Annotated in this window: 17 protein-coding genes and 4 tRNA genes; 15 read left to right on the top strand and 6 right to left on the bottom strand. The window is 71.2% G+C overall.

From position 1 onward, the window contains the following. The first annotated feature begins 7 nt into the window (after positions 1 to 7). From A6A06_RS39945 to A6A06_RS39930, 4 genes are all read left to right on the top strand, one after another. Positions 8 to 1,651 carry a complex I subunit 4 family protein gene (locus A6A06_RS39945; RefSeq protein ID WP_073769036.1) on the top strand — a complete coding sequence of 548 codons (1,644 nt, stop codon included), beginning with the start codon at positions 8 to 10 and terminating at the stop codon, positions 1,649 to 1,651. Continuing rightward, on the top strand, positions 1,651 to 3,291 hold the full coding sequence (locus A6A06_RS39940; RefSeq protein ID WP_073769034.1) for an NADH-quinone oxidoreductase subunit N: 1,641 nt from the start codon (positions 1,651 to 1,653) through the stop codon (positions 3,289 to 3,291). The genes A6A06_RS39945 and A6A06_RS39940 overlap by 1 nt, the downstream gene beginning before the upstream one ends. A 319-nt stretch (positions 3,292 to 3,610) precedes the next feature. Next, the gene (htpX, locus tag A6A06_RS39935; protein ID WP_073769033.1) at positions 3,611 to 4,474 is read left to right on the top strand and encodes a zinc metalloprotease HtpX; all 864 of its coding nucleotides are present in this window, start codon (positions 3,611 to 3,613) and stop codon (positions 4,472 to 4,474) included. Positions 4,475 to 4,665: 191 nt separating this feature from the next. Then, the gene (locus A6A06_RS39930) at positions 4,666 to 5,061 is read left to right on the top strand and encodes a YccF domain-containing protein (protein ID WP_073769031.1); all 396 of its coding nucleotides are present in this window, start codon (positions 4,666 to 4,668) and stop codon (positions 5,059 to 5,061) included. Positions 5,062 to 5,146: 85 nt separating this feature from the next. Here the strand turns inward: A6A06_RS39930 and A6A06_RS39925 are convergent, their stop codons facing one another. Both A6A06_RS39925 and A6A06_RS39920 read right to left on the bottom strand, forming a co-directional pair. After that, on the bottom strand, positions 5,147 to 5,950 hold the full coding sequence (locus A6A06_RS39925) for an antibiotic biosynthesis monooxygenase (RefSeq protein ID WP_079194666.1): 804 nt from the start codon (positions 5,948 to 5,950) through the stop codon (positions 5,147 to 5,149). Positions 5,951 to 6,204: 254 nt separating this feature from the next. Beyond that, positions 6,205 to 6,693: a YajQ family cyclic di-GMP-binding protein gene (locus tag A6A06_RS39920; protein WP_073769029.1), complete on the bottom strand. Its 489-nt coding sequence runs from the start codon at positions 6,691 to 6,693 to the stop codon at positions 6,205 to 6,207. A 191-nt stretch (positions 6,694 to 6,884) separates the two neighbouring features. On the opposite strand from A6A06_RS39920, the gene A6A06_RS39915 reads away from it, so the two are divergent. Next, positions 6,885 to 6,966 (top strand) — tRNA-Tyr (locus A6A06_RS39915). A 119-nt stretch (positions 6,967 to 7,085) separates the two neighbouring features. On the opposite strand, the gene A6A06_RS39910 is transcribed toward A6A06_RS39915, so the two are convergent. Together A6A06_RS39910 and A6A06_RS39905 are read right to left on the bottom strand one after the other, a co-directional pair. Then, positions 7,086 to 7,745, bottom strand: a complete 660-nt coding sequence (locus A6A06_RS39910; protein ID WP_073769027.1) for an NAD(P)H-binding protein — start codon at positions 7,743 to 7,745, stop codon at positions 7,086 to 7,088. A gap of 93 nt (positions 7,746 to 7,838) precedes the next feature. Next, complete coding sequence (locus A6A06_RS39905) at positions 7,839 to 9,128, bottom strand: hydrolase (protein WP_073769025.1); 1,290 nt, start codon at positions 9,126 to 9,128, stop codon at positions 7,839 to 7,841. A 181-nt stretch (positions 9,129 to 9,309) separates the two neighbouring features. Between A6A06_RS39905 and A6A06_RS39900 the strand changes: the two genes are divergently transcribed. The 6 genes from A6A06_RS39900 to A6A06_RS39875 all read left to right on the top strand — a co-directional run bounded on the left by A6A06_RS39900 (position 9,310) and on the right by A6A06_RS39875 (position 11,941). Further along, a tRNA-Thr gene (locus A6A06_RS39900) sits at positions 9,310 to 9,382 on the top strand. A 47-nt stretch (positions 9,383 to 9,429) separates the two neighbouring features. Continuing rightward, positions 9,430 to 9,502 (top strand) — tRNA-Met (locus tag A6A06_RS39895). Between the two features lie 89 nt (positions 9,503 to 9,591). Further along, positions 9,592 to 9,756, top strand: a complete 165-nt coding sequence (gene rpmG, locus A6A06_RS39890) for a 50S ribosomal protein L33 (RefSeq protein WP_006604855.1) — start codon at positions 9,592 to 9,594, stop codon at positions 9,754 to 9,756. Between the two features lie 164 nt (positions 9,757 to 9,920). Next, entirely contained in the window at positions 9,921 to 10,376 is a 456-nt protein-coding gene (locus A6A06_RS39885; protein ID WP_073769023.1) for a MaoC family dehydratase N-terminal domain-containing protein, read from the top strand. A gap of 4 nt (positions 10,377 to 10,380) precedes the next feature. Beyond that, entirely contained in the window at positions 10,381 to 10,815 is a 435-nt protein-coding gene (locus tag A6A06_RS39880; protein WP_073769021.1) for a MaoC family dehydratase, read from the top strand. A gap of 70 nt (positions 10,816 to 10,885) precedes the next feature. Beyond that, positions 10,886 to 11,941: a UDP-N-acetylmuramate dehydrogenase gene (locus A6A06_RS39875; protein ID WP_073769019.1), complete on the top strand. Its 1,056-nt coding sequence runs from the start codon at positions 10,886 to 10,888 to the stop codon at positions 11,939 to 11,941. Positions 11,942 to 12,011: 70 nt separating this feature from the next. Here the strand turns inward: A6A06_RS39875 and A6A06_RS39870 are convergent, their stop codons facing one another. Both A6A06_RS39870 and A6A06_RS39865 read right to left on the bottom strand, forming a co-directional pair. Beyond that, on the bottom strand, positions 12,012 to 13,034 hold the full coding sequence (locus tag A6A06_RS39870) for an adenosine deaminase (protein ID WP_073769017.1): 1,023 nt from the start codon (positions 13,032 to 13,034) through the stop codon (positions 12,012 to 12,014). Between the two features lie 120 nt (positions 13,035 to 13,154). Next, on the bottom strand, positions 13,155 to 14,396 hold the full coding sequence (locus A6A06_RS39865; protein WP_443333832.1) for a pyridoxal phosphate-dependent aminotransferase: 1,242 nt from the start codon (positions 14,394 to 14,396) through the stop codon (positions 13,155 to 13,157). A 175-nt stretch (positions 14,397 to 14,571) separates the two neighbouring features. On the opposite strand from A6A06_RS39865, the gene A6A06_RS39860 reads away from it, so the two are divergent. The 4 genes from A6A06_RS39860 to rplK all read left to right on the top strand — a co-directional run bounded on the left by A6A06_RS39860 (position 14,572) and on the right by rplK (position 16,675). Beyond that, positions 14,572 to 14,644, top strand: a tRNA-Trp gene (locus tag A6A06_RS39860). Positions 14,645 to 14,754: 110 nt separating this feature from the next. Next, complete coding sequence (gene secE / locus A6A06_RS39855) at positions 14,755 to 15,048, top strand: preprotein translocase subunit SecE (RefSeq protein ID WP_073769015.1); 294 nt, start codon at positions 14,755 to 14,757, stop codon at positions 15,046 to 15,048. 174 nt (positions 15,049 to 15,222) lie between these two features. Next, a complete protein-coding gene (gene nusG, locus A6A06_RS39850) occupies positions 15,223 to 16,071 on the top strand; it encodes a transcription termination/antitermination protein NusG (RefSeq protein WP_242441194.1) in 849 nt (282 codons plus the stop codon). Between the two features lie 169 nt (positions 16,072 to 16,240). After that, positions 16,241 to 16,675: a 50S ribosomal protein L11 gene (rplK, locus tag A6A06_RS39845; protein WP_030262765.1), complete on the top strand. Its 435-nt coding sequence runs from the start codon at positions 16,241 to 16,243 to the stop codon at positions 16,673 to 16,675. The last annotated feature ends 84 nt before the right edge of the window (positions 16,676 to 16,759 follow it).

The following is a 16,759-nucleotide window of genomic DNA, read 5'->3' as shown; positions in this document are numbered from 1 at the left end:
CACCGCTATGCAGCTTCTCCTCGCGGGCGTCGTCGTCCTCCCCCTCCTGGGCGCGGTCGCCGCTCTGCTCCCGGCCCCGCCCGGTCTCCGGGGCCGCGGCCCCGACCAGGCCGTACTGCGCCACGGCGTGACCGTCACCGGCGTCGTCCTGGCCGCGGCCGTCGCGCTGGCCGTCGGCTTCGACCACGACCACCCGGCCCGGATGCAGGCCACCACCGACATCAGCTGGATCCAGGCGCTCGGCATCCGGATCCATCTCGGCATCGACGGCATCTCGCTCCCCCTCCTCGTCCTGACCGCGCTGCTGACCTTCCTGTGCGCGCTCTACAGCTACTTCCACATGCCCGCGGGCCCGTCACCCAAGGCATTCGTGGCCCTGCTCCTGGTCCTGGAGGCCGGCACCCTCGCCACCTTCGCCGTCCTGGACCTCGTGCTGTTCTTCCTCGCCTTCGAGATGGTCCTCATCCCGATGTACTTCCTCATCGCCCGCTGGGGCGGTGCCCGAAGGACGTACGCGGCGTGGAAGTTCATCCTCTACACCCTCCTCGGCTCGGTCGTGATGCTGCTGGGCCTCCTCCTCATCGGCCTGAAGTCCGGCACGTTCGACATGGTGGCACTCGCCACTGACAACGGCCCGAACTCCCAGCTCAGCCACACCGTTCAGCTCCTGGCGGTCCTCGCGATCGGCATCGGACTGGCCGTCAAGGCGCCGATGTGGCCCCTGCACAGCTGGCTTCCCGACGCGCACACCGCGGCCCCCACCGTCGGCTCCGTGCTGCTGGCCGGAGTGCTGCTGAAGATGGGTACGTACGGCTTCGTGCGCATCGCGCTGCCCATCGCCCCCGACGGCATGCACACCTTCGCGCCGTACCTCGCCGCCTTCGCCGCCGTCGGCATCGTCTACGGCTCGCTCGCCTGCCTGGCACTCGCCCAGCGCGGCGCCAAGGGCGACCTCAAGCGCCTGATCGCGTACAGCTCGGTCGGCCACATGGGCTTCGTCCTGCTCGGCATCGCGACCATGACACCGACCGGCGTCAACGGCGCGCTGTTCGCCAACATCGCGCACGGCCTGATCACCGGCCTCCTCTTCTTCCTGGTCGGCGCCCTCAAGGACCGGTACGGCACCACCGACCTCGACCGGCTCGCCGGCCGCACCGGCGCCGCCCTGTACGGGCGCGCCCCGCGCTTCGGCGGCCTGCTGGCGTTCGGCGCCGTCGCCTCCCTCGGCCTGCCCGGACTCGCCGGGTTCTGGGGCGAGATGCTCGCGATGTTCGGCGCGTTCGAGCCCGCCGCGGGCCTCAGCCGCCCCGCGTTCCTCACCTTCATGGCGCTGGCCGGCCTCGGCACGCTCCTCACCGCCGCGTACCTGCTGATCGTCGTACGGCGGGTGTGCATGGGCGGCAAGGAGGCCGGGACGGCCGCCTCCGAGAGCACCGACGGCTCCGAGGGAACCCCCGGAGCCCCCGGATCCACCGCAGCCCCCGGAAGCGGCGCCACACGAACCGCCCCCGCCATCCCCGACCTGGCCCGCTACGAGTACGCGGCCTGGTCACCCCTCGCCGTCCTCACCGTCCTCGCCGGCCTGTGGCCCGCGGCCCTCCTCGGCCTCACCGACCCGGCCGTCCAGCAGCTCCTCGGAGGCGGTAAGTGATGAGTTCCGTGACCTCCCTGGTCCAGTCCGTCGACTGGCTCGCCGTCGCACCGCCCACCATCACCGCCGTCGTCGCCTTGGCCGTCCTGGTCGCCGACCTCTTCGTCCCCCAGGAGCGCAAGCCACTCCTCGGCTGGTGCGCGATCGGCGGCCTCGCCCTGGCCGCGCTCTCCCTCGTCCCCCTCGTGGCGGGGGACCGCCGGACCTTCTGCCTGACCACGGACCCCGGCGTCTGCAGCTACGCCGCCGACCACTTCGCCCTCGTCATCCAGTTCCTGGTGCTCGGCGGGGCCCTGCTCACCGCCCTGCTGTCGGTCTCCGCCGTCGAGGACGACCGCCTGCCCGCCGGTGAGTTCTGGTTCCTGCTGCTGTCCTCCGCGGCGGGCGCGGCCCTGCTGCCCGCGTCCCGGGACCTGGCGACCCTCGTCATCGCTCTCGAAGTGGCCTCGCTGCCCGCCTTCGCCCTCGTAGGGCTCACGCGCGGAAACCGTCTCTCCTCCGAGGCGGCCCTGAAGTTCTTCCTGTCCTCGGTGGCGGCCACCGCGGTCATGCTCCTGGGCGTCAGCTTCGTCTACGCGGCGACCGGCAGCCTGCACCTGAACCGCGTCGCCACCGCCCTGATGGACCTGCCCGACCCCCAACTGGCCACCCTGGCCACCGCGGGCGTCGCCCTGACCCTCGTCGGCTTCGCCTTCAAGACCGCCGCCGTACCGTTCCACTTCTGGGTGCCCGACACCTACGTGGGCGCGCCGCTGCCGATCGCCGCGTACCTCTCCGTCATCGGCAAGGCCGTCGGCTTCTCGGGCCTCATCCTGGTCACCGTCGAGGGCTTCCCCTCGTACGCGGACGTCTGGGGCCCGGCCATCGCCGTGCTGGCCGCGCTGACCATGACCGTCGGCAACGTCGCCGCCCTGCGCCAGGCCCCGGAGCGCGCGCACAGCGCGGTCCGCCTGCTCGCCTGGTCCTCGGTGGGCCAGGCCGGCTACCTCCTGGTGCCGATCGCCGCCGCCGGGTACGTCGACGACGCGGCGCACGCCATCGGCTCGACCGTCGCGTACGCCCTGATGTACGCGGCCGTGAACCTCGGCGCCTTCGGGGTCGCCGCTCTCGTGGCCCGTACGAGCCCCGCCAACCGCATCAGCGACTACCGGGGCCTCGTCACGCGCCGCCCGCTGGCGGCACTCGCCCTCGGTTTCTTCCTGCTCTGTCTCGCGGGCCTGCCGCCCGGCATCATCGGCCTGTTCGCCAAGGTCACGGTCTTCTCGGCGGCCGTGGACGCGGGCCTGGCCTGGCTCGCGGTGGTCATGGCCGTCAATGTGGTGATCGCGCTCTACTACTACCTCCAGTGGACGGCGGTGCTCTTCCGGCCTGCGGGGGAGACGGCCGGAGCCGAGGCCGTGGCTGAGGCCGCCGCCGAGGTGAAGGCCGGAGCCCGGGTCGGTGCGGGGGCCGGGGCGGGGGACACGGGCGCCGAGGAGCCCCGTACGCGGGCTCCTGAGGGGGCCGGAGCCCCCGGGCTCCCCAAGGCGAAGATCCCGGCGCCGATCGCCGTCGCCATCGCCCTCGCCGCCGTCCTCGGCATCATCCTTTCCGGAGCGCCGCAGTTGGTCCTCCGGTTCGCCTCCGGCGCGCTCCTCTGAGCGTGCCGCACCGGTACACCCCGACCGCTGCCTGACCGCGCGTCGGCCCCTTCCCGTACCCGCGGCCGCGATCTCCGGCCGTTCCGTGACGGCCCGCCGTCCGCTCTTCTGGCCGGAATGCGCTCCCCCTTATCCGCCCCCGCGGGAGCGCCCGGGAAGCACCCGCGCGCGGGCTCACTCGCACGGCCGTACGCCGCCTCCGCATGCACAAGGGAACTAGCGCCCCTCATCTGGCGTTGACCAGACAGAAAGGGTCCACTGAAAAGTGGAGGAAACGTCAGCAAAGGGTTCCCCTGCCGCACCACCTGGAGGGCGTACCGTGCACCGCAGGCACAACGGGCTCAGGACCGCCGTACTCCTCGGGGGACTGTCCGCACTCATCATCGTCATCGGCAGTCTCTTCGGCCGTACTGGCCTGATCATCGCGGTCCTCGTGGCCCTGGGAACCAACGCCTACGCGTACTGGAACAGCGACAAGCTGGCCCTGCGCGCGATGCGCGCCCGCCCGGTCAGCGAGTTCGAGGCCCCGCAGCTCTACCGCATGGTCCGCGAGCTCTCCACGGCCGCGCGCCAGCCCATGCCCCGTCTGTACATCTCACCGACCCAGGCACCCAACGCCTTCGCCACCGGCCGCAACCCGCGCAACGCCGCCGTCTGCTGCACGGAAGGCATCCTGCACCTCCTGGACGAACGAGAGCTGCGCGGCGTCATCGGCCACGAGCTCAGCCACGTCTACAACCGCGACATCCTCATCTCCTCCGTGGCCGGAGCCCTGGCCTCGGTCGTGATGTTCCTGGTCAACTTCGCCTGGCTGATTCCCATAGGCCGCTCCGACGACGAAGAGGGCCCCGGCATCCTGGGCATGCTGCTGATCATGATCCTCGGGCCGGTGGCCGCCTCCCTCATCCAACTGGCCGTCAGCCGCTCCCGCGAGTACCAGGCCGACGCCTCCGGCGCCCAGCTCACCGGCGATCCGCTCGCCCTGGCCTCCGCGCTCCGCAAGCTGGAGTCGGGCACCCAGCAGCTCCCGCTGCCGGCCGAACCACGGCTGGAGACGGCGAGCCACATGATGATCGCCAACCCGTTCCGGGCCGGTGACGGCCTGACCAAGCTCTTCTCGACCCACCCGCCGATGCGCGAGCGCATCACCCGTCTGGAACAGATGGCGGGCCGCCACTCCTGAACCCCCGGCTCAAGCGCCGGTCTGACCGCAGCCCCGGGCCCGCTCCGGCCCGCCGTCCCAGCCCGCTACCCGAGCCGGCCCCGGCCCGCCGCCCGAGCCCGCCGCGCTTGCAACGATTCCGACCGCCACTGCGTCTACCTGGAGGTAAGACACAACCACCGCACGCTTAGGTGCATGGAAGGCTGCCTCGCATGAAGCTCATCCTCAACGTCATCTGGCTGATCCTGAGCGGCTTGTGGATGGCCATCGGCTATGTCGTCGCGGGCATCATCTGCTGCGTCCTGATCGTCACGATCCCCTTCGGCATAGCCTCGTTCCGTATCGCGGGGTACGCGCTGTGGCCCTTCGGCCGTACGACGGTGGAGCGGCGCGACGCGGGCGCCGGTTCGGTCATCGGCAACGTCATCTGGGTCATCTTCGCGGGCTGGTGGCTGGCGCTGGGCCACATCGTCACAGGGCTCCTCCAGTGCGTGACGATCATCGGCATCCCGTTCGGCATCGCGAACTTCAAGATGGTGCCGCTCTCCCTGCTCCCGCTCGGCCGCGAGATCGTCCCGACGGACCAGCCTTTCGCCGGGCGCTACTGAGCGGCTCCGGCGCGCGTACGCGTCCCCGCACCGGCACCGGCACTCGTACCCGCACCCGCACCCGCACCCACGTACGGCTTCGACCTCACCGCCGTACCAGTCCCCGAGGCGTCACGTACCGCTTGAAGCCGAGCGACGTGACGCCCGGGATGCTCGCGACGAGGCTCAGCACCGCACCGCCCTGCTGCAAGGAGGACTCGACCATGCGCTGGTGCGCGGCCTCGTCCGTCCACTCGCTGTAGTTGAAGACCCGGGTGCCGTCCTCGCTGATGTGGAAGTTCGAGGAGATCCCGCCGGACCCGGTCCGCGCGGTCTCGTCGGAGCCCGGCTGTACGCCGCCCATCATGTCCAGCAGGCCGTCGACGAGTTGCCGGGCGGCCTCGTGCCCCGTCGTCTCGAAGGAGACGGCCACGACGCACCCCGGCTCCGGCTGCTCGCCCTGCGGCAGCAGGCTGCGGTAGTAGCGGTAGCGCCGGGCGCCGCCCGCCTCGACGGCTGCCGGTGACGGTCCGGCCGGTCCGTCCTCCCACTGCCCGAAGCCGAGTACGGTGCGGCCGTCCGTACCGGTGAGGTAGACCTGCGAGACCAGGCCGTCCGGCAGCGGCGCCGCCCGCAACGCCCGCGCGGCGCCCTCGGCCATGGCCTGCTGCCGCGCGGGGCCGTCCGCGTCCCACTCGCTGATCAGCACGGTGCCGACGCCGGTCCGCCGTATGTCGGGCAGGGTGTCCGCCAGGAGCCGCACCGGTCCCTGGCCGCCACCCGAAGCGGTGGCAGTGACGCCGGCAGTGACAGCGGCAGCGGCAGTGGCCGAGGCCGACCCGAGGGGCTGTTCCGGTGCCGTGGCCCGGACGGTGTGTGCGGCCTGCGTGTTTTCCGTCTCCGAGGTCATGTGAACACCTTCGGACCTGAACCAAAGTTGAGGTCAAGCCTCCACCGGCGCACCCGTCTCCCGGGGCCGCGCGCCCGCCGGGCCGCGCCCCGCCGAGCCGTGCTCCCCCTCAGGCCGCGCCCCCGCCGAGCCGTACCCCCTCCGGTCGTGAACACACCGGCCGCGCCCCCTCCGGCCGTGAACGCACCGGTGGGGCGCTACGCACCCGCGTACCGCCCCACCAACAGCCCCCGGTCGGAGCCCGGAAACCGCTCCTACCGGTAGTTCACGAACTGCAGCGCGAAGTCCAGGTCCTTGCCCTTCAGCAGCTGCTGCACGGCCTGGAGGTCGTCCCGGCTCTTCGAGGTGACACGCAGCTCGTCGCCCTGCACCTGTGGCTTGACGCCCTTCGGGCCCTCATCGCGGATGATCTTGGCGACCTTCTTCGCGTTCTCCTGGGTGATGCCTTCCTGGAGGGTGGCGAAGATCTTGTGCTCCTTGCCGGAGGCCTGCGGCTCGCCCGCGTCCAGCGCCTTCAGCGAGATCCCGCGCTTGATCAGCTTGGACTGGAAGATGTCGAGGACGGCCTTCACCCGCTCCTCGGCGTTGGCCCGCATCTCGATCTTCTCGCCCGACCACTCGATCGACGCGCCCACGCCCTTGAAGTCGTAGCGCTGCGAGATCTCCTTGGCGGCCTGGTTGAGGGCGTTGTCGACCTCCTGCCGCTCGACCTTCGAGACGATGTCGAAACTGGAGTCGGCCATCTTGAGTTGGCTCCTCGTACGTAGATCCGTCAGGGGTACGGCCCATTCAAGGCCGCTCCGCAAGCCTAGTCACCCGGTGCATGATCGAGCCGGGAAGAACCGAGTGGCGGACCACCCCTGGCTATCGGGTAAGGTTTACGACGTTGCCACGGAGCGACGCCACACCGGCGGATCTCCCGGCAGCAAGCCCTGGCGGTGTGCCCGAGCGGCCAAAGGGAGCAGACTGTAAATCTGCCGGTTTTACCTTCCCAGGTTCGAATCCTGGCGCCGCCACAGGTCCGAAGAGGCCCTGATCCGTGAGAACGGATCAGGGCCTCTTTGCTGTGGTCGAACACCCGCTCCGGTCCCGCTCCGGTCCCGCTCCGGGGAGGAGCGGGACCGGACCGGCACGGTCAGCCGGCGGCCGAGCGGACGGCGTCCTCGACCGGAGTGTCGCCGCCGATCAGCTCCAGCGTGCGGCCGGCTGTGCGCGGCTCGTCCAGGAGGGCGGCGAGCACGGCTGCCACGTCGTCCCGGGTGATCTCGTCGCGGCCGGTCGACTCGGCCAGGCGGACCCGGCCGGTGCCCGGGTCGTCCGTCAGGCGGCCCGGCCGCAGAATCGTCCAGTCCAGGCCGGACCGGGCGCGTACGTCGGCGTCCGCGGCGCCCTTGGCGCGCAGATACGCGGCGAACACCTCGTCCGTGCCCTCCGGTGGCTCCTTGTCGGCGCCCATCGACGACACGACGAGGAAGCGCCGTACGCCGGCCGCCTCCGCCGCGTCCGCGAAGAGGGCCGCGGCACCGCGGTCCACCGACTCCTTGCGTCCGATGCCGCTGCCCGGCCCGGCGCCCGCCGCGAAGACCGCCGCGTCCGCCCCTTCGAGGTGCCGGGCGACGTCGCCGACGGCAGCCGTCTCCAGGTCGCAGACGACCGGCTCGGCGCCGGCGGACAGCAAGTCCCCGGCCTGTTCGGGCCGGCGGATGATGCCCGCGACCTCGTCCCCGCGCTCGTGGAGCAGCCGTTCCAGCCGCAGCGCGATCTGACCATGTCCACCTGCGATGACAATGCGCATGATCCCGACCGTACGCCTGTCACGCCGTCACGTCCCGGCACCCCGGCGCGCCACCCCTCGGCTCACCGCCCCCCACCGCTGCGACCGCCGCACTCACCGCTGCGACTGCCGCGGCAGCTCCAGCGCCACCGCGGCCGCCGAGTCGCAGTACTCGCGCACCGCGCTCGTCCGCGCCACCACGCGCCCCCGGTGCACCACGATCCGGCTGTACGCGAGCGACAGCACCCCGGCGAGGCTTTCGCCGCGTACGGCCAGCAGTTCCGCGGGGAAGCCCGCTTCGACGCGGACCTCCGGCAGGCCCAGCGTCGCGCGGGCGGCCGTACTGACCGTCCCGTAGGCGGCCGCGGGACCGGCCTCCCCCAAGGAGGCCAGCAGGTACGCGGCCTCCAGGGGGTCACCGCGGCCCACCGGGTTCGCCGCGTCGCGCAGCGCGCCGCTGCCGGCCGCCACACGCACCCCGGCCGCGCGCAGCAGCCGTACGGGCGCGGTACGGGCCGCCCGGCCGCCGGTGGCCCCGCAGCCCGGCAGCCGGGCGCCGTGCCGCTCCAGGGCCGCGCAGCCGCCCTGCGGCAGGCAGACGACCGTCACGCCGGCCGCCGCGAGCTGTTCGGCGGTACGGGCCGCGACCGCGGGCGGCAGCGCCGACAGGCCCGCGCACGGCCCGATGGCCACGCCGGGCCGCAGTCCGCCCGCCATCGCCGCGAGGCGGGCGAGGCGCGCGGGGTCGTCGCCGTCCGTGTGCAGGTCCACCGCGCAGCCGTGCTCGCCCGCGAGCTCCAGGACGGCTTCGGCGTACCCGGCCGGGTCGGGGTCGAGGTCCGGGCAGCCGCCGACGACCGCGGCGCCCATCTTGACGGCGTCGCGCAGCATCGCGAGCCCGTCCGCGCCGGCCGCCCCGGTGAGCATCCGGGGCACCGCGACCGCGGTCAGCTCGGCCAGCCCGCGCAGGGACCGGCCCGCCTGGAGGACGGCCTCCAGCGACCGCAGGCCCTGGACGTCGCCGATGCGTACGTGGGTGCGCAGCGCCGTGGCGCCGTGCCCGAGTTGCAGGAGGGCGGCTTCGGTGGTGCGGCGCTGGACGTCTTCGAGCGTGTCGGTGGCGGGTCCGGCGGCGTCCGCGGTCAGCGCGGTGTCGCAGTGCGCGTGCGGTTCGGCGGGGGCCGGGAGCAGCAGGTAGCCGCCGAGGTCGACGCGGGTGCCCTGGGGGGCGAGGCTGCCTGCCGTGCCGACCGCCTCGATGCGCCCGCCGCTGAGCCGTACGTCCACCACGCGGCCGTCGGCGAGCCGGGCGTCGCAGAGCACCAGGGTGCCCGCCGCGGCGCCCGCGCCGTCGCTGCCCGTCGCCTTGTCGGGTCCCGGCTGCGGCTGACTGCTGTCGGACATCGCGCTCCTCGAAGGACCGGGCGTGCAAGATCACGCAGCGTGGTCCGAGCCTAGGGGGCGCTCAGGGGAGCTTCACGGAGGCACGAAATAGTCGTACCGGTGTGGTGCGAGGGGCGGCCGAGGCGGTCCGCGGATACGGATTTCACCTTTGGCGGCAGGCCGTGTAATGTCTTCATCGCTCGCCCCAATAGCTCAGTCGGCAGAGCGTCTCCATGGTAAGGAGAAGGTCTACGGTTCGATTCCGTATTGGGGCTCTGATGTGTGAGGTATCCCGTCTTCGGGCGGGATCCACTCGCATCACAGCGGTGTAGCTCAGTCGGTAGAGCAAGCGGCTCATAATCGCTGTGTCACCGGTTCAAGTCCGGTCACCGCTACTGACAGTAGCCGATTGTGGGGTCGGTCTCCCGATCGGCTACTCTTGTATGCGTTCATCCGTCCGTCTGTCCGTCCAAGGAGCACTCACGTGGCTGCCACCGACGTCCGCCCGAAGATCACGCTGGCCTGCGTGGAGTGCAAGGAGCGGAACTACATCACCAAGAAGAACCGGCGTAACGACCCGGACCGTCTTGAGATGAAGAAGCACTGCCCGCGCTGCAACTCGCACACCGCGCACCGCGAGACGCGATAACACCAGGCTCGATCGCGAGGCCGTCCCCAGTTGATGGGGGCGGCCTCGCGGCGTTGTGGTGCGACCGGTGGCGGGTGGCGTGAATGTCCGTGCTGCGCGCCGACGTGCCCGTATGTCAAGGTCAGGTTCCCTTGCAGGGACCAGTTCAGGGAGGTTGCGAGCCCATGGCGCTCGACCAGTCCTTTGTCGGGCGGAGCTACCCGGCCACCGCTCCTTACGAGGTCGGCCGGGAGAAGATCCGCGAATTCGCCGAGGCGATCGGGGACCCCGCCCCGGCATACACCGACGCCGATGCCGCCAGGGCGCTCGGTCACCCCGATGTGATCGCCCCGCCGACCTTTGTGTTCTCCATCACCTTCCGGGCCGCCGGACAGGTCGTCGAAGACCCGCAGCTGGGACTCGATTACAGCCGGGTGGTGCACGGCGACCAGAAATTCGCCTACACCCGGCCGGTGCGCGCCGGTGACCGGCTGACGGTCACCTCGACCATCGAGGCGATCAAATCCATGGCGGGAAACGACATTCTCGATATCCGCGGTGAGGTGCACGACGAAGCGGGCGACCACGTGGTGACCGCTATCACCAAGCTGGTGGCGCGCGCCGCCGGGCAGGAGGGCTGACGCGATGGCGGCGAAGATCTCTTACGACGACGTCGAGGCCGGCACCGAACTCCCGGCGCAGACTTTTCCTGTGACACGTGCCACGCTCGTGCGCTATGCGGGCGCCTCCGGTGACTTCAACCCGATCCACTGGAACGAGAAGTTCGCCAAAGAGGTTGGCCTGCCCGACGTGATCGCGCACGGCATGTTCACCATGGCCGAGGCGGTCCGCGTGGTCACCGACTGGACCGGTGACCCGGGCGCCGTCGTCGAGTACGGCGTGCGCTTCACCAAGCCCGTCGTGGTGCCGAACGACGACGAGGGCGCGGTCATCGAGGTCAGCGCCAAGGTCGCGGCCAAGCTGGACGACCAGGCCCGTACGGTGCGCGTCGACCTGACCGCGAAGAGCGCCGGGCAGAAGGTGCTGGGGATGTCGCGCGCGGTGGTGCGGCTCGCCTGAGCCGAATGATCGTCACTTCACGGGGGCGGCCCGGCCCGCGCGGCCGGGCCGCCCCCGTACCCTTGGGCCCGTGCAGGAACTCACCGATGCCCCCCTCGCCCCGCTGACCACCTTCCGCCTCGGCGGACCGGCCACCCGGCTGCTCACCGCCACCACGGACGACGAGGTGGTCGCGGCCGTCCGCGAGGCCGACGCGTCGGGGACGCCGCTGCTCGTCATCGGCGGCGGCAGCAACCTGGTCATCGGCGACAAGGGCTTCGAGGGCACCGCGCTGCACATCGCCACCCGCGGTTTCGCGCTCGACGGCACGGACCTGACGCTGGCCGCGGGCGAGAACTGGTCGGACGCGGTGGCCCGCACCGTCGAGGCCGGGCTCGCGGGCATCGAGTGCCTGGCCGGCATCCCCGGCTCGGCGGGTGCCACGCCCATTCAGAACGTGGGGGCGTACGGGCAGGAAGTGTCCGCCACCATCACCGAAGTGGTCGCGTACGACCGCATAGCGGGCGAGACCGTGACCCTTTCGAACGCCGAGTGCGCGTTCTCGTACCGCCACAGCCGCTTCAAGGAGCACCCCGGCCGGTTCGTCGTGCTGCGCGTGCGCTTCGCCCTGGAGGACGCGGACGGGCTGTCCGCGCCGATCAAGTACCCGGAGACCGCACGCACCCTCGGCGTCGGCGCGGGCGACCGGGTACCGGCCGCCACCGCCCGCGAGACCGTACTGAAGCTGCGGGCCGGCAAGGGCATGGTCCTGGACCCGGAGGACCACGACACCTGGTCGGCGGGCTCCTTCTTCACCAACCCGGTCCTCACCGAGGCCCAGCACGCCGACTTCCTCGCCCGCGTCCGCGAACGCCTCGGCGCGGACGTCACCCCGCCCGCCTTCCCGGCGGAGGACGGCCGCGTGAAGACCTCGGCCGCCTGGCTCATCGACCGCGCGGGCTTCACCAAGGGCTACGGCGACGGCCCGGCCCGCATCTCCACCAAGCACACCCTCGCCCTCACCAACCGCGGCGAAGCCACCACCGAGGACCTGCTCGCGCTGGCCCGCGAGGTCCGCGAGGGCGTCCGCGCGGCCTTCGGCGTCACGCTGGTCAACGAGCCGGTGACGGTCGGCGTCACCCTTTAGGGAGCGGTACGGCCGGGCAGTTGTACGGCCGGGAGACGGACCGGCGCGAAACCGGCCGCCCGCTCCCCGCTCACTCCTCCCGCAGCCACGCGTCCACCCCCGCCAGCAGCTCGCGCCGCACGTTCTCCGGGGCCCGCGAGCCGCGCACCGACTGGCGTGCCAGTTCGGCCAGCTCGGCGTCCGTGAAGCCGTGCGCCGCGCGGGCGATCTCGTACTGCTCCGCCAGCCGGGAGCCGAACAGCAGCGGGTCGTCGGCGCCCAGCGCCATCGGGACGCCCGCGTCGTACAGGGTCCGCAGCGGTACGTCCTCCGGCTTCTCGTAGACGCCCAGGGCCACGTTCGACGCCGGGCAGACCTCGCAGGTCACCCCCCGCTCGGCCAGCCGCCGCAGCAGCGCCGGGTCCTCGGCCGCCCGCACCCCGTGCCCGACACGGGACGCGTGCAGGTCGTCCAGGCAGTCCCGCACGCTCGACGGCCCCGACAGCTCGCCGCCGTGCGGCGCCGCCAGCAGCCCGCCCTCGCGCGCGATGGCGAAGGCCCGGTCGAAATCGCGTGCGAAACCCCGCCGCTCGTCGTTGGAGAGCCCGAAACCGATCACGCCCTGGTCGGCGTAGCGGACCGCGAGCCGGGCGAGCGTACGGGCGTCCAGGGGGTGCTTCATGCGGTTCGCCGCCACCAGGACGCGTATCCCGAGCCCGGTGTCGCGGGAAGCGGCGCGCACCGCGTCCAGGATGATCTCCAGCGCCGGGATCAGCCCGCCCAGCCGGGGCGCGTACGAGGTCGGGTCGACCTGGATCTCCAGCCACCCCGAACCGTCCCGGACGTCCTCCTCGGCGGCCTCGCGGACCAGCCGCCGGATGTCGTCGGGAGAGCGCAGACAGGAGCGCGCGATGTCGTACAGGCGCTGGAAGCGGAACCAGCCGCGCTCGTCCGTGGCCCGCAGCCTGGGCGGCTCGCCGCCCTTCAGGGCCTCCGGCAGGTGCACGCCGTACTTGTCGGCGAGCTCCAGCAGGGTCGAGGGCCGCATCGACCCCGTGAAGTGCAGGTGGAGGTGGGCCTTCGGCAGCCCTCGGACATCGCGTACACGTTCCATCCCAGGATCTTGCCGTACGGGGCCGACGCGCCGGTAGGCCCTTTCCCGAACGAGCTCCCGCCCGAAAGCAGATGCGGGCCCCGGGAAAGCCCCGGGGCCCGTACATCGTGCCGGTGCGCGCTACTTCGCCTCGGCCAGCAGCTTCTGGACCCGCGAGATGCCCTCGACCAGGTCCTCGTCGCCGAGCGCGTACGACAGACGCAGGTAGCCCGGCGTACCGAAGGCCTCGCCCGGCACCACCGCGACCTCGGCCTCCTCCAGGATCAGTCCGGCCAGCTCCACGCTGGTCTGCGGGCGCTTGCCCCGGATCTCCTTGCCGAGCAGGCCCTTGACCGACGGGTACGCGTAGAACGCGCCCTCCGGCTCGGGGCACAGCACGCCCTCGATCTCGTTGAGCATCCGCACCATCGTCTTGCGGCGCCGGTCGAAGGCGACCTTCATCTCCTCGACGGCGTCCAGGTTGCCGGAGACCGCGGCGATGGCCGCCGCCTGCGCGACGTTGGAGACGTTGGAGGTGGCGTGCGACTGGAGGTTCGCCGCGGCCTTGATCACGTCCTTCGGGCCGATGGCCCAGCCCACCCGCCAGCCGGTCATCGCGTACGTCTTCGCCACACCGTTGACGATGATGCACTTCTCGCGCAGCTCCGGCACCACCACCGGCAGCGAGGAGAACTCGGCGTCGCCGTAGACCAGGTGCTCGTAGATCTCGTCCGTCAGGACCCACAGGCCGTGCTCGGCGGCCCACCGGCCCACCGCCTCGACCTGCTCGCGGGTGTAGACCGCGCCCGTCGGGTTGGACGGCGAGACGAACAGCAGCACCTTCGTACGGTCCGTACGGGCCGCCTCCAGCTGCTCCACGGACACCCGGTAACCGGTGGTCTCGTCGGCCACCACGTCCACCGGAACGCCGCCCGCCAGCCGGATCGACTCCGGGTAGGTGGTCCAGTACGGGGCCGGCACGATGACCTCGTCGCCCGGGTCCAGGATCGCCGCGAACGCCTCGTAGATCGCCTGCTTGCCACCGTTGGTGACCAGCACGTTCGCCGCCTCGACCTCGTATCCCGAGTCGCGCAGCGTCTTCGCGGCGATGGCTGCCTTCAGCTCGGGCAGGCCGCCGGCCGGGGTGTAGCGGTGGTACTTCGGGTTGCGGCAGGCCTCGACGGCGGCCTCGACGATGTAGCCGGGCGTGGGGAAGTCGGGCTCACCGGCGCCGAAGCCGATCACCGGGCGCCCGGCGGCCTTGAGGGCCTTGGCCTTGGCGTCCACGGCGAGGGTCGCGGACTCGGAGATCGCCCCGACGCGGGCCGACACCCGACGGTCGGTGGGGGACTGTGCGGGAGGAGTAGCGCTCATGTACTGCATGTTCCCAGACCGCCGACGGGGCGGGCACACGGGTTTGAAGGCACCACCGCGGGGCTTTCTGTTCGACGCCCGGCCGCGAAGCACGTACACTCGCTGACCGTTGGCCCCCAACAGGGCGCAAGCGTCCACGCACCTGGTGCAGTGGTCGGGATGCGGTAGGTTGGGGAAACCACAAAGGGTCGTAGCTCAATTGGTAGAGCACTGGTCTCCAAAACCAGCGGTTGGGGGTTCAAGTCCCTCCGGCCCTGCTACACGCACTTCTTCACCGAGGCGCGTGCACGCGTACGTACTGAAATGCACCGCCGTGCGGCTCTACCGGGCGCGGCACGGCCAACGACCCGGATTCAGGTGAGGACGAGTGACGGACGCCCTGGGCTCCATCGACATGCCTGAGCGCGGTCGTTCCGAGGACGAGACCACGGACTCCAAGAAGCCCCGCCGCGGCGGCAAGCGCGGAAAGAAGGGCCCGTTCGCCCGTCTCGCGCTCTTCTACCGGCAGATCATCGCCGAGCTCCGCAAGGTCGTGTGGCCCACACGAGGCCAGCTTTCGACGTACACCACCGTGGTGATCGTCTTCGTCGTCATCGTCATCGGTCTCGTAACCGTGATTGACTTGGGATTCAACGAGGTCGTCAAGTACGTCTTCGGCTGATCCCGCGAAGGGCGCCTTTGCGGGCGCCCCTTTGCATGTTCAACCCCTTGAAGCCAGGAAGAAGCAGCCACCGTGTCTGACCCGAACCTGAACGACGCCGCCGACTCCGTCGAGACGGCAGCGGCCGACGTTGACGCGGCTGCCTCGGCCGAGGTCGAGGGCGACGCTGCGGCGATTGCCGACGAAGAGGGCGCTCGCGAGATCGTCGAGGCCGCCGACGAGAAGGACGAGCTCGACGCCGAGGACGCCGAGGCGGGCGAGCCCGCCGAAGAGGCCGCGGTGACCGTCGAGGCCGAGGACGAGCCCGCCGCCGTGGCCGAGACCGCCGAGGACGCCGAGGCGCAGGACGAGGCCGAGGCGCAGGACGAAGCCGAGGACGCGGAGCCGGTCGAGGACGCCGAGCCGGTCGACCCGATCGCCGCGCTCCGCGAGGAGCTGCGCACCCTGCCGGGCGAGTGGTACGTCATCCACACCTACGCGGGCTACGAGAAGCGCGTGAAGGCCAACCTGGAGCAGCGCGCCGTCTCGCTCAACGTCGAGGACTTCATCTACCAGGCCGAGGTCCCCGAAGAAGAGATCGTCCAGATCAAGAACGGCGAGCGCAAGAACGTCCGCCAGAACAAGCTCCCGGGCTACGTGCTCGTGCGCATGGACCTGACGAACGAGTCCTGGGGCGTCGTGCGCAACACGCCCGGTGTGACCGGCTTCGTGGGCAACGCCTACGACCCGTACCCGCTCACGCTGGACGAGATCGTCAAGATGCTCGCCCCGGAGGCCGAGGAGAAGGCCGCCAAGGAGGCCGCCGAGGCCGAGGGCAAGCCGGCGCCGTCCCGCAAGGTCGAGGTCCAGGTGCTGGACTTCGAGGTGGGCGACGCGGTCACCGTCACCGACGGCCCGTTCGCGACGCTGCAGGCCACGATCAACGAGATCAACGCCGACTCGAAGAAGGTCAAGGGCCTCGTCGAGATCTTCGGCCGCGAGACCCCGGTCGAGCTGAGCTTCGACCAGATCCAGAAGAACTGACACCTTCTGGAACCACTGCTTCCGAACAGGTCAGGCGAGCCCCGCGGGGACCGTCTGACCTGCTCGGTTTTTGGCCGCACCTCTATACCCGTTATCGTTGTGCGGTATGCCTCCATCCGGATGACCGGATGGTCAGGCGAAAAACCTCTCACTAGGACCCGGAGAGAGCATGCCTCCCAAGAAGAAGAAGGTCACGGGGCTCATCAAGCTCCAGATCCAGGCCGGTGCCGCGAACCCGGCTCCGCCGGTCGGCCCCGCGCTGGGCCAGCACGGCGTCAACATCATGGAGTTCTGCAAGGCCTACAACGCGGCGACCGAGTCGCAGCGTGGCTGGGTGATCCCGGTGGAGATCACGGTCTACGAAGACCGTTCCTTCACCTTCATCACCAAGACTCCGCCGGCCTCCAAGATGATCCTGAAGGCCGCGGGCGTGGAGAAGGGCTCCGGCGAGCCGCACAAGACCAAGGTCGCCAAGATCACGGCCGACCAGGTCCGCGAGATCGCCACCACCAAGATGCCCGACCTGAACGCCAACGACCTGGACGCCGCGTCGAAGATCATCGCCGGCACCGCCCGTTCCATGGGCATCACGGTCGAGGGCTGACAGCCACCCCGCATCCGCCCCGCGGCACCCGCCGCATCCCGGGGCACGTGGCAGGGCCAGGCGCTGGCCCGCACCACGACTCCA

The sequence above is a fragment of the Streptomyces sp. CB02923 genome, from assembly GCF_001905005.1.
GTDB lineage: Bacteria > Actinomycetota > Actinomycetes > Streptomycetales > Streptomycetaceae > Streptomyces.
The sequence above is the reverse complement of the archived record's forward strand: the minus strand, read 5'-3'. Positions and strand labels throughout refer to the sequence as shown.

Coding starts and splice junctions, on each gene's coding strand:
- rplK (WP_030262765.1), top strand. CDS start 16,241: ATGCCTCCCAAGAAGAAGAAGGTCACGGGGCTCATCAAGCTCCAGATC.
- A6A06_RS39930 (WP_073769031.1), top strand. CDS start 4,666: ATGAAGCTCATCCTCAACGTCATCTGGCTGATCCTGAGCGGCTTGTGG.
- A6A06_RS39920 (WP_073769029.1), bottom strand. CDS start 6,693: ATGGCCGACTCCAGTTTCGACATCGTCTCGAAGGTCGAGCGGCAGGAG.
- A6A06_RS39905 (WP_073769025.1), bottom strand. CDS start 9,128: ATGTCCGACAGCAGTCAGCCGCAGCCGGGACCCGACAAGGCGACGGGC.
- A6A06_RS39925 (WP_079194666.1), bottom strand. CDS start 5,950: ATGACCTCGGAGACGGAAAACACGCAGGCCGCACACACCGTCCGGGCC.
- A6A06_RS39865 (WP_443333832.1), bottom strand. CDS start 14,396: ATGCAGTACATGAGCGCTACTCCTCCCGCACAGTCCCCCACCGACCGT.
- A6A06_RS39885 (WP_073769023.1), top strand. CDS start 9,921: ATGGCGCTCGACCAGTCCTTTGTCGGGCGGAGCTACCCGGCCACCGCT.
- A6A06_RS39880 (WP_073769021.1), top strand. CDS start 10,381: ATGGCGGCGAAGATCTCTTACGACGACGTCGAGGCCGGCACCGAACTC.
- A6A06_RS39945 (WP_073769036.1), top strand. CDS start 8: ATGCAGCTTCTCCTCGCGGGCGTCGTCGTCCTCCCCCTCCTGGGCGCG.
- A6A06_RS39940 (WP_073769034.1), top strand. CDS start 1,651: ATGAGTTCCGTGACCTCCCTGGTCCAGTCCGTCGACTGGCTCGCCGTC.
- A6A06_RS39870 (WP_073769017.1), bottom strand. CDS start 13,034: ATGGAACGTGTACGCGATGTCCGAGGGCTGCCGAAGGCCCACCTCCAC.
- A6A06_RS39910 (WP_073769027.1), bottom strand. CDS start 7,745: ATGCGCATTGTCATCGCAGGTGGACATGGTCAGATCGCGCTGCGGCTG.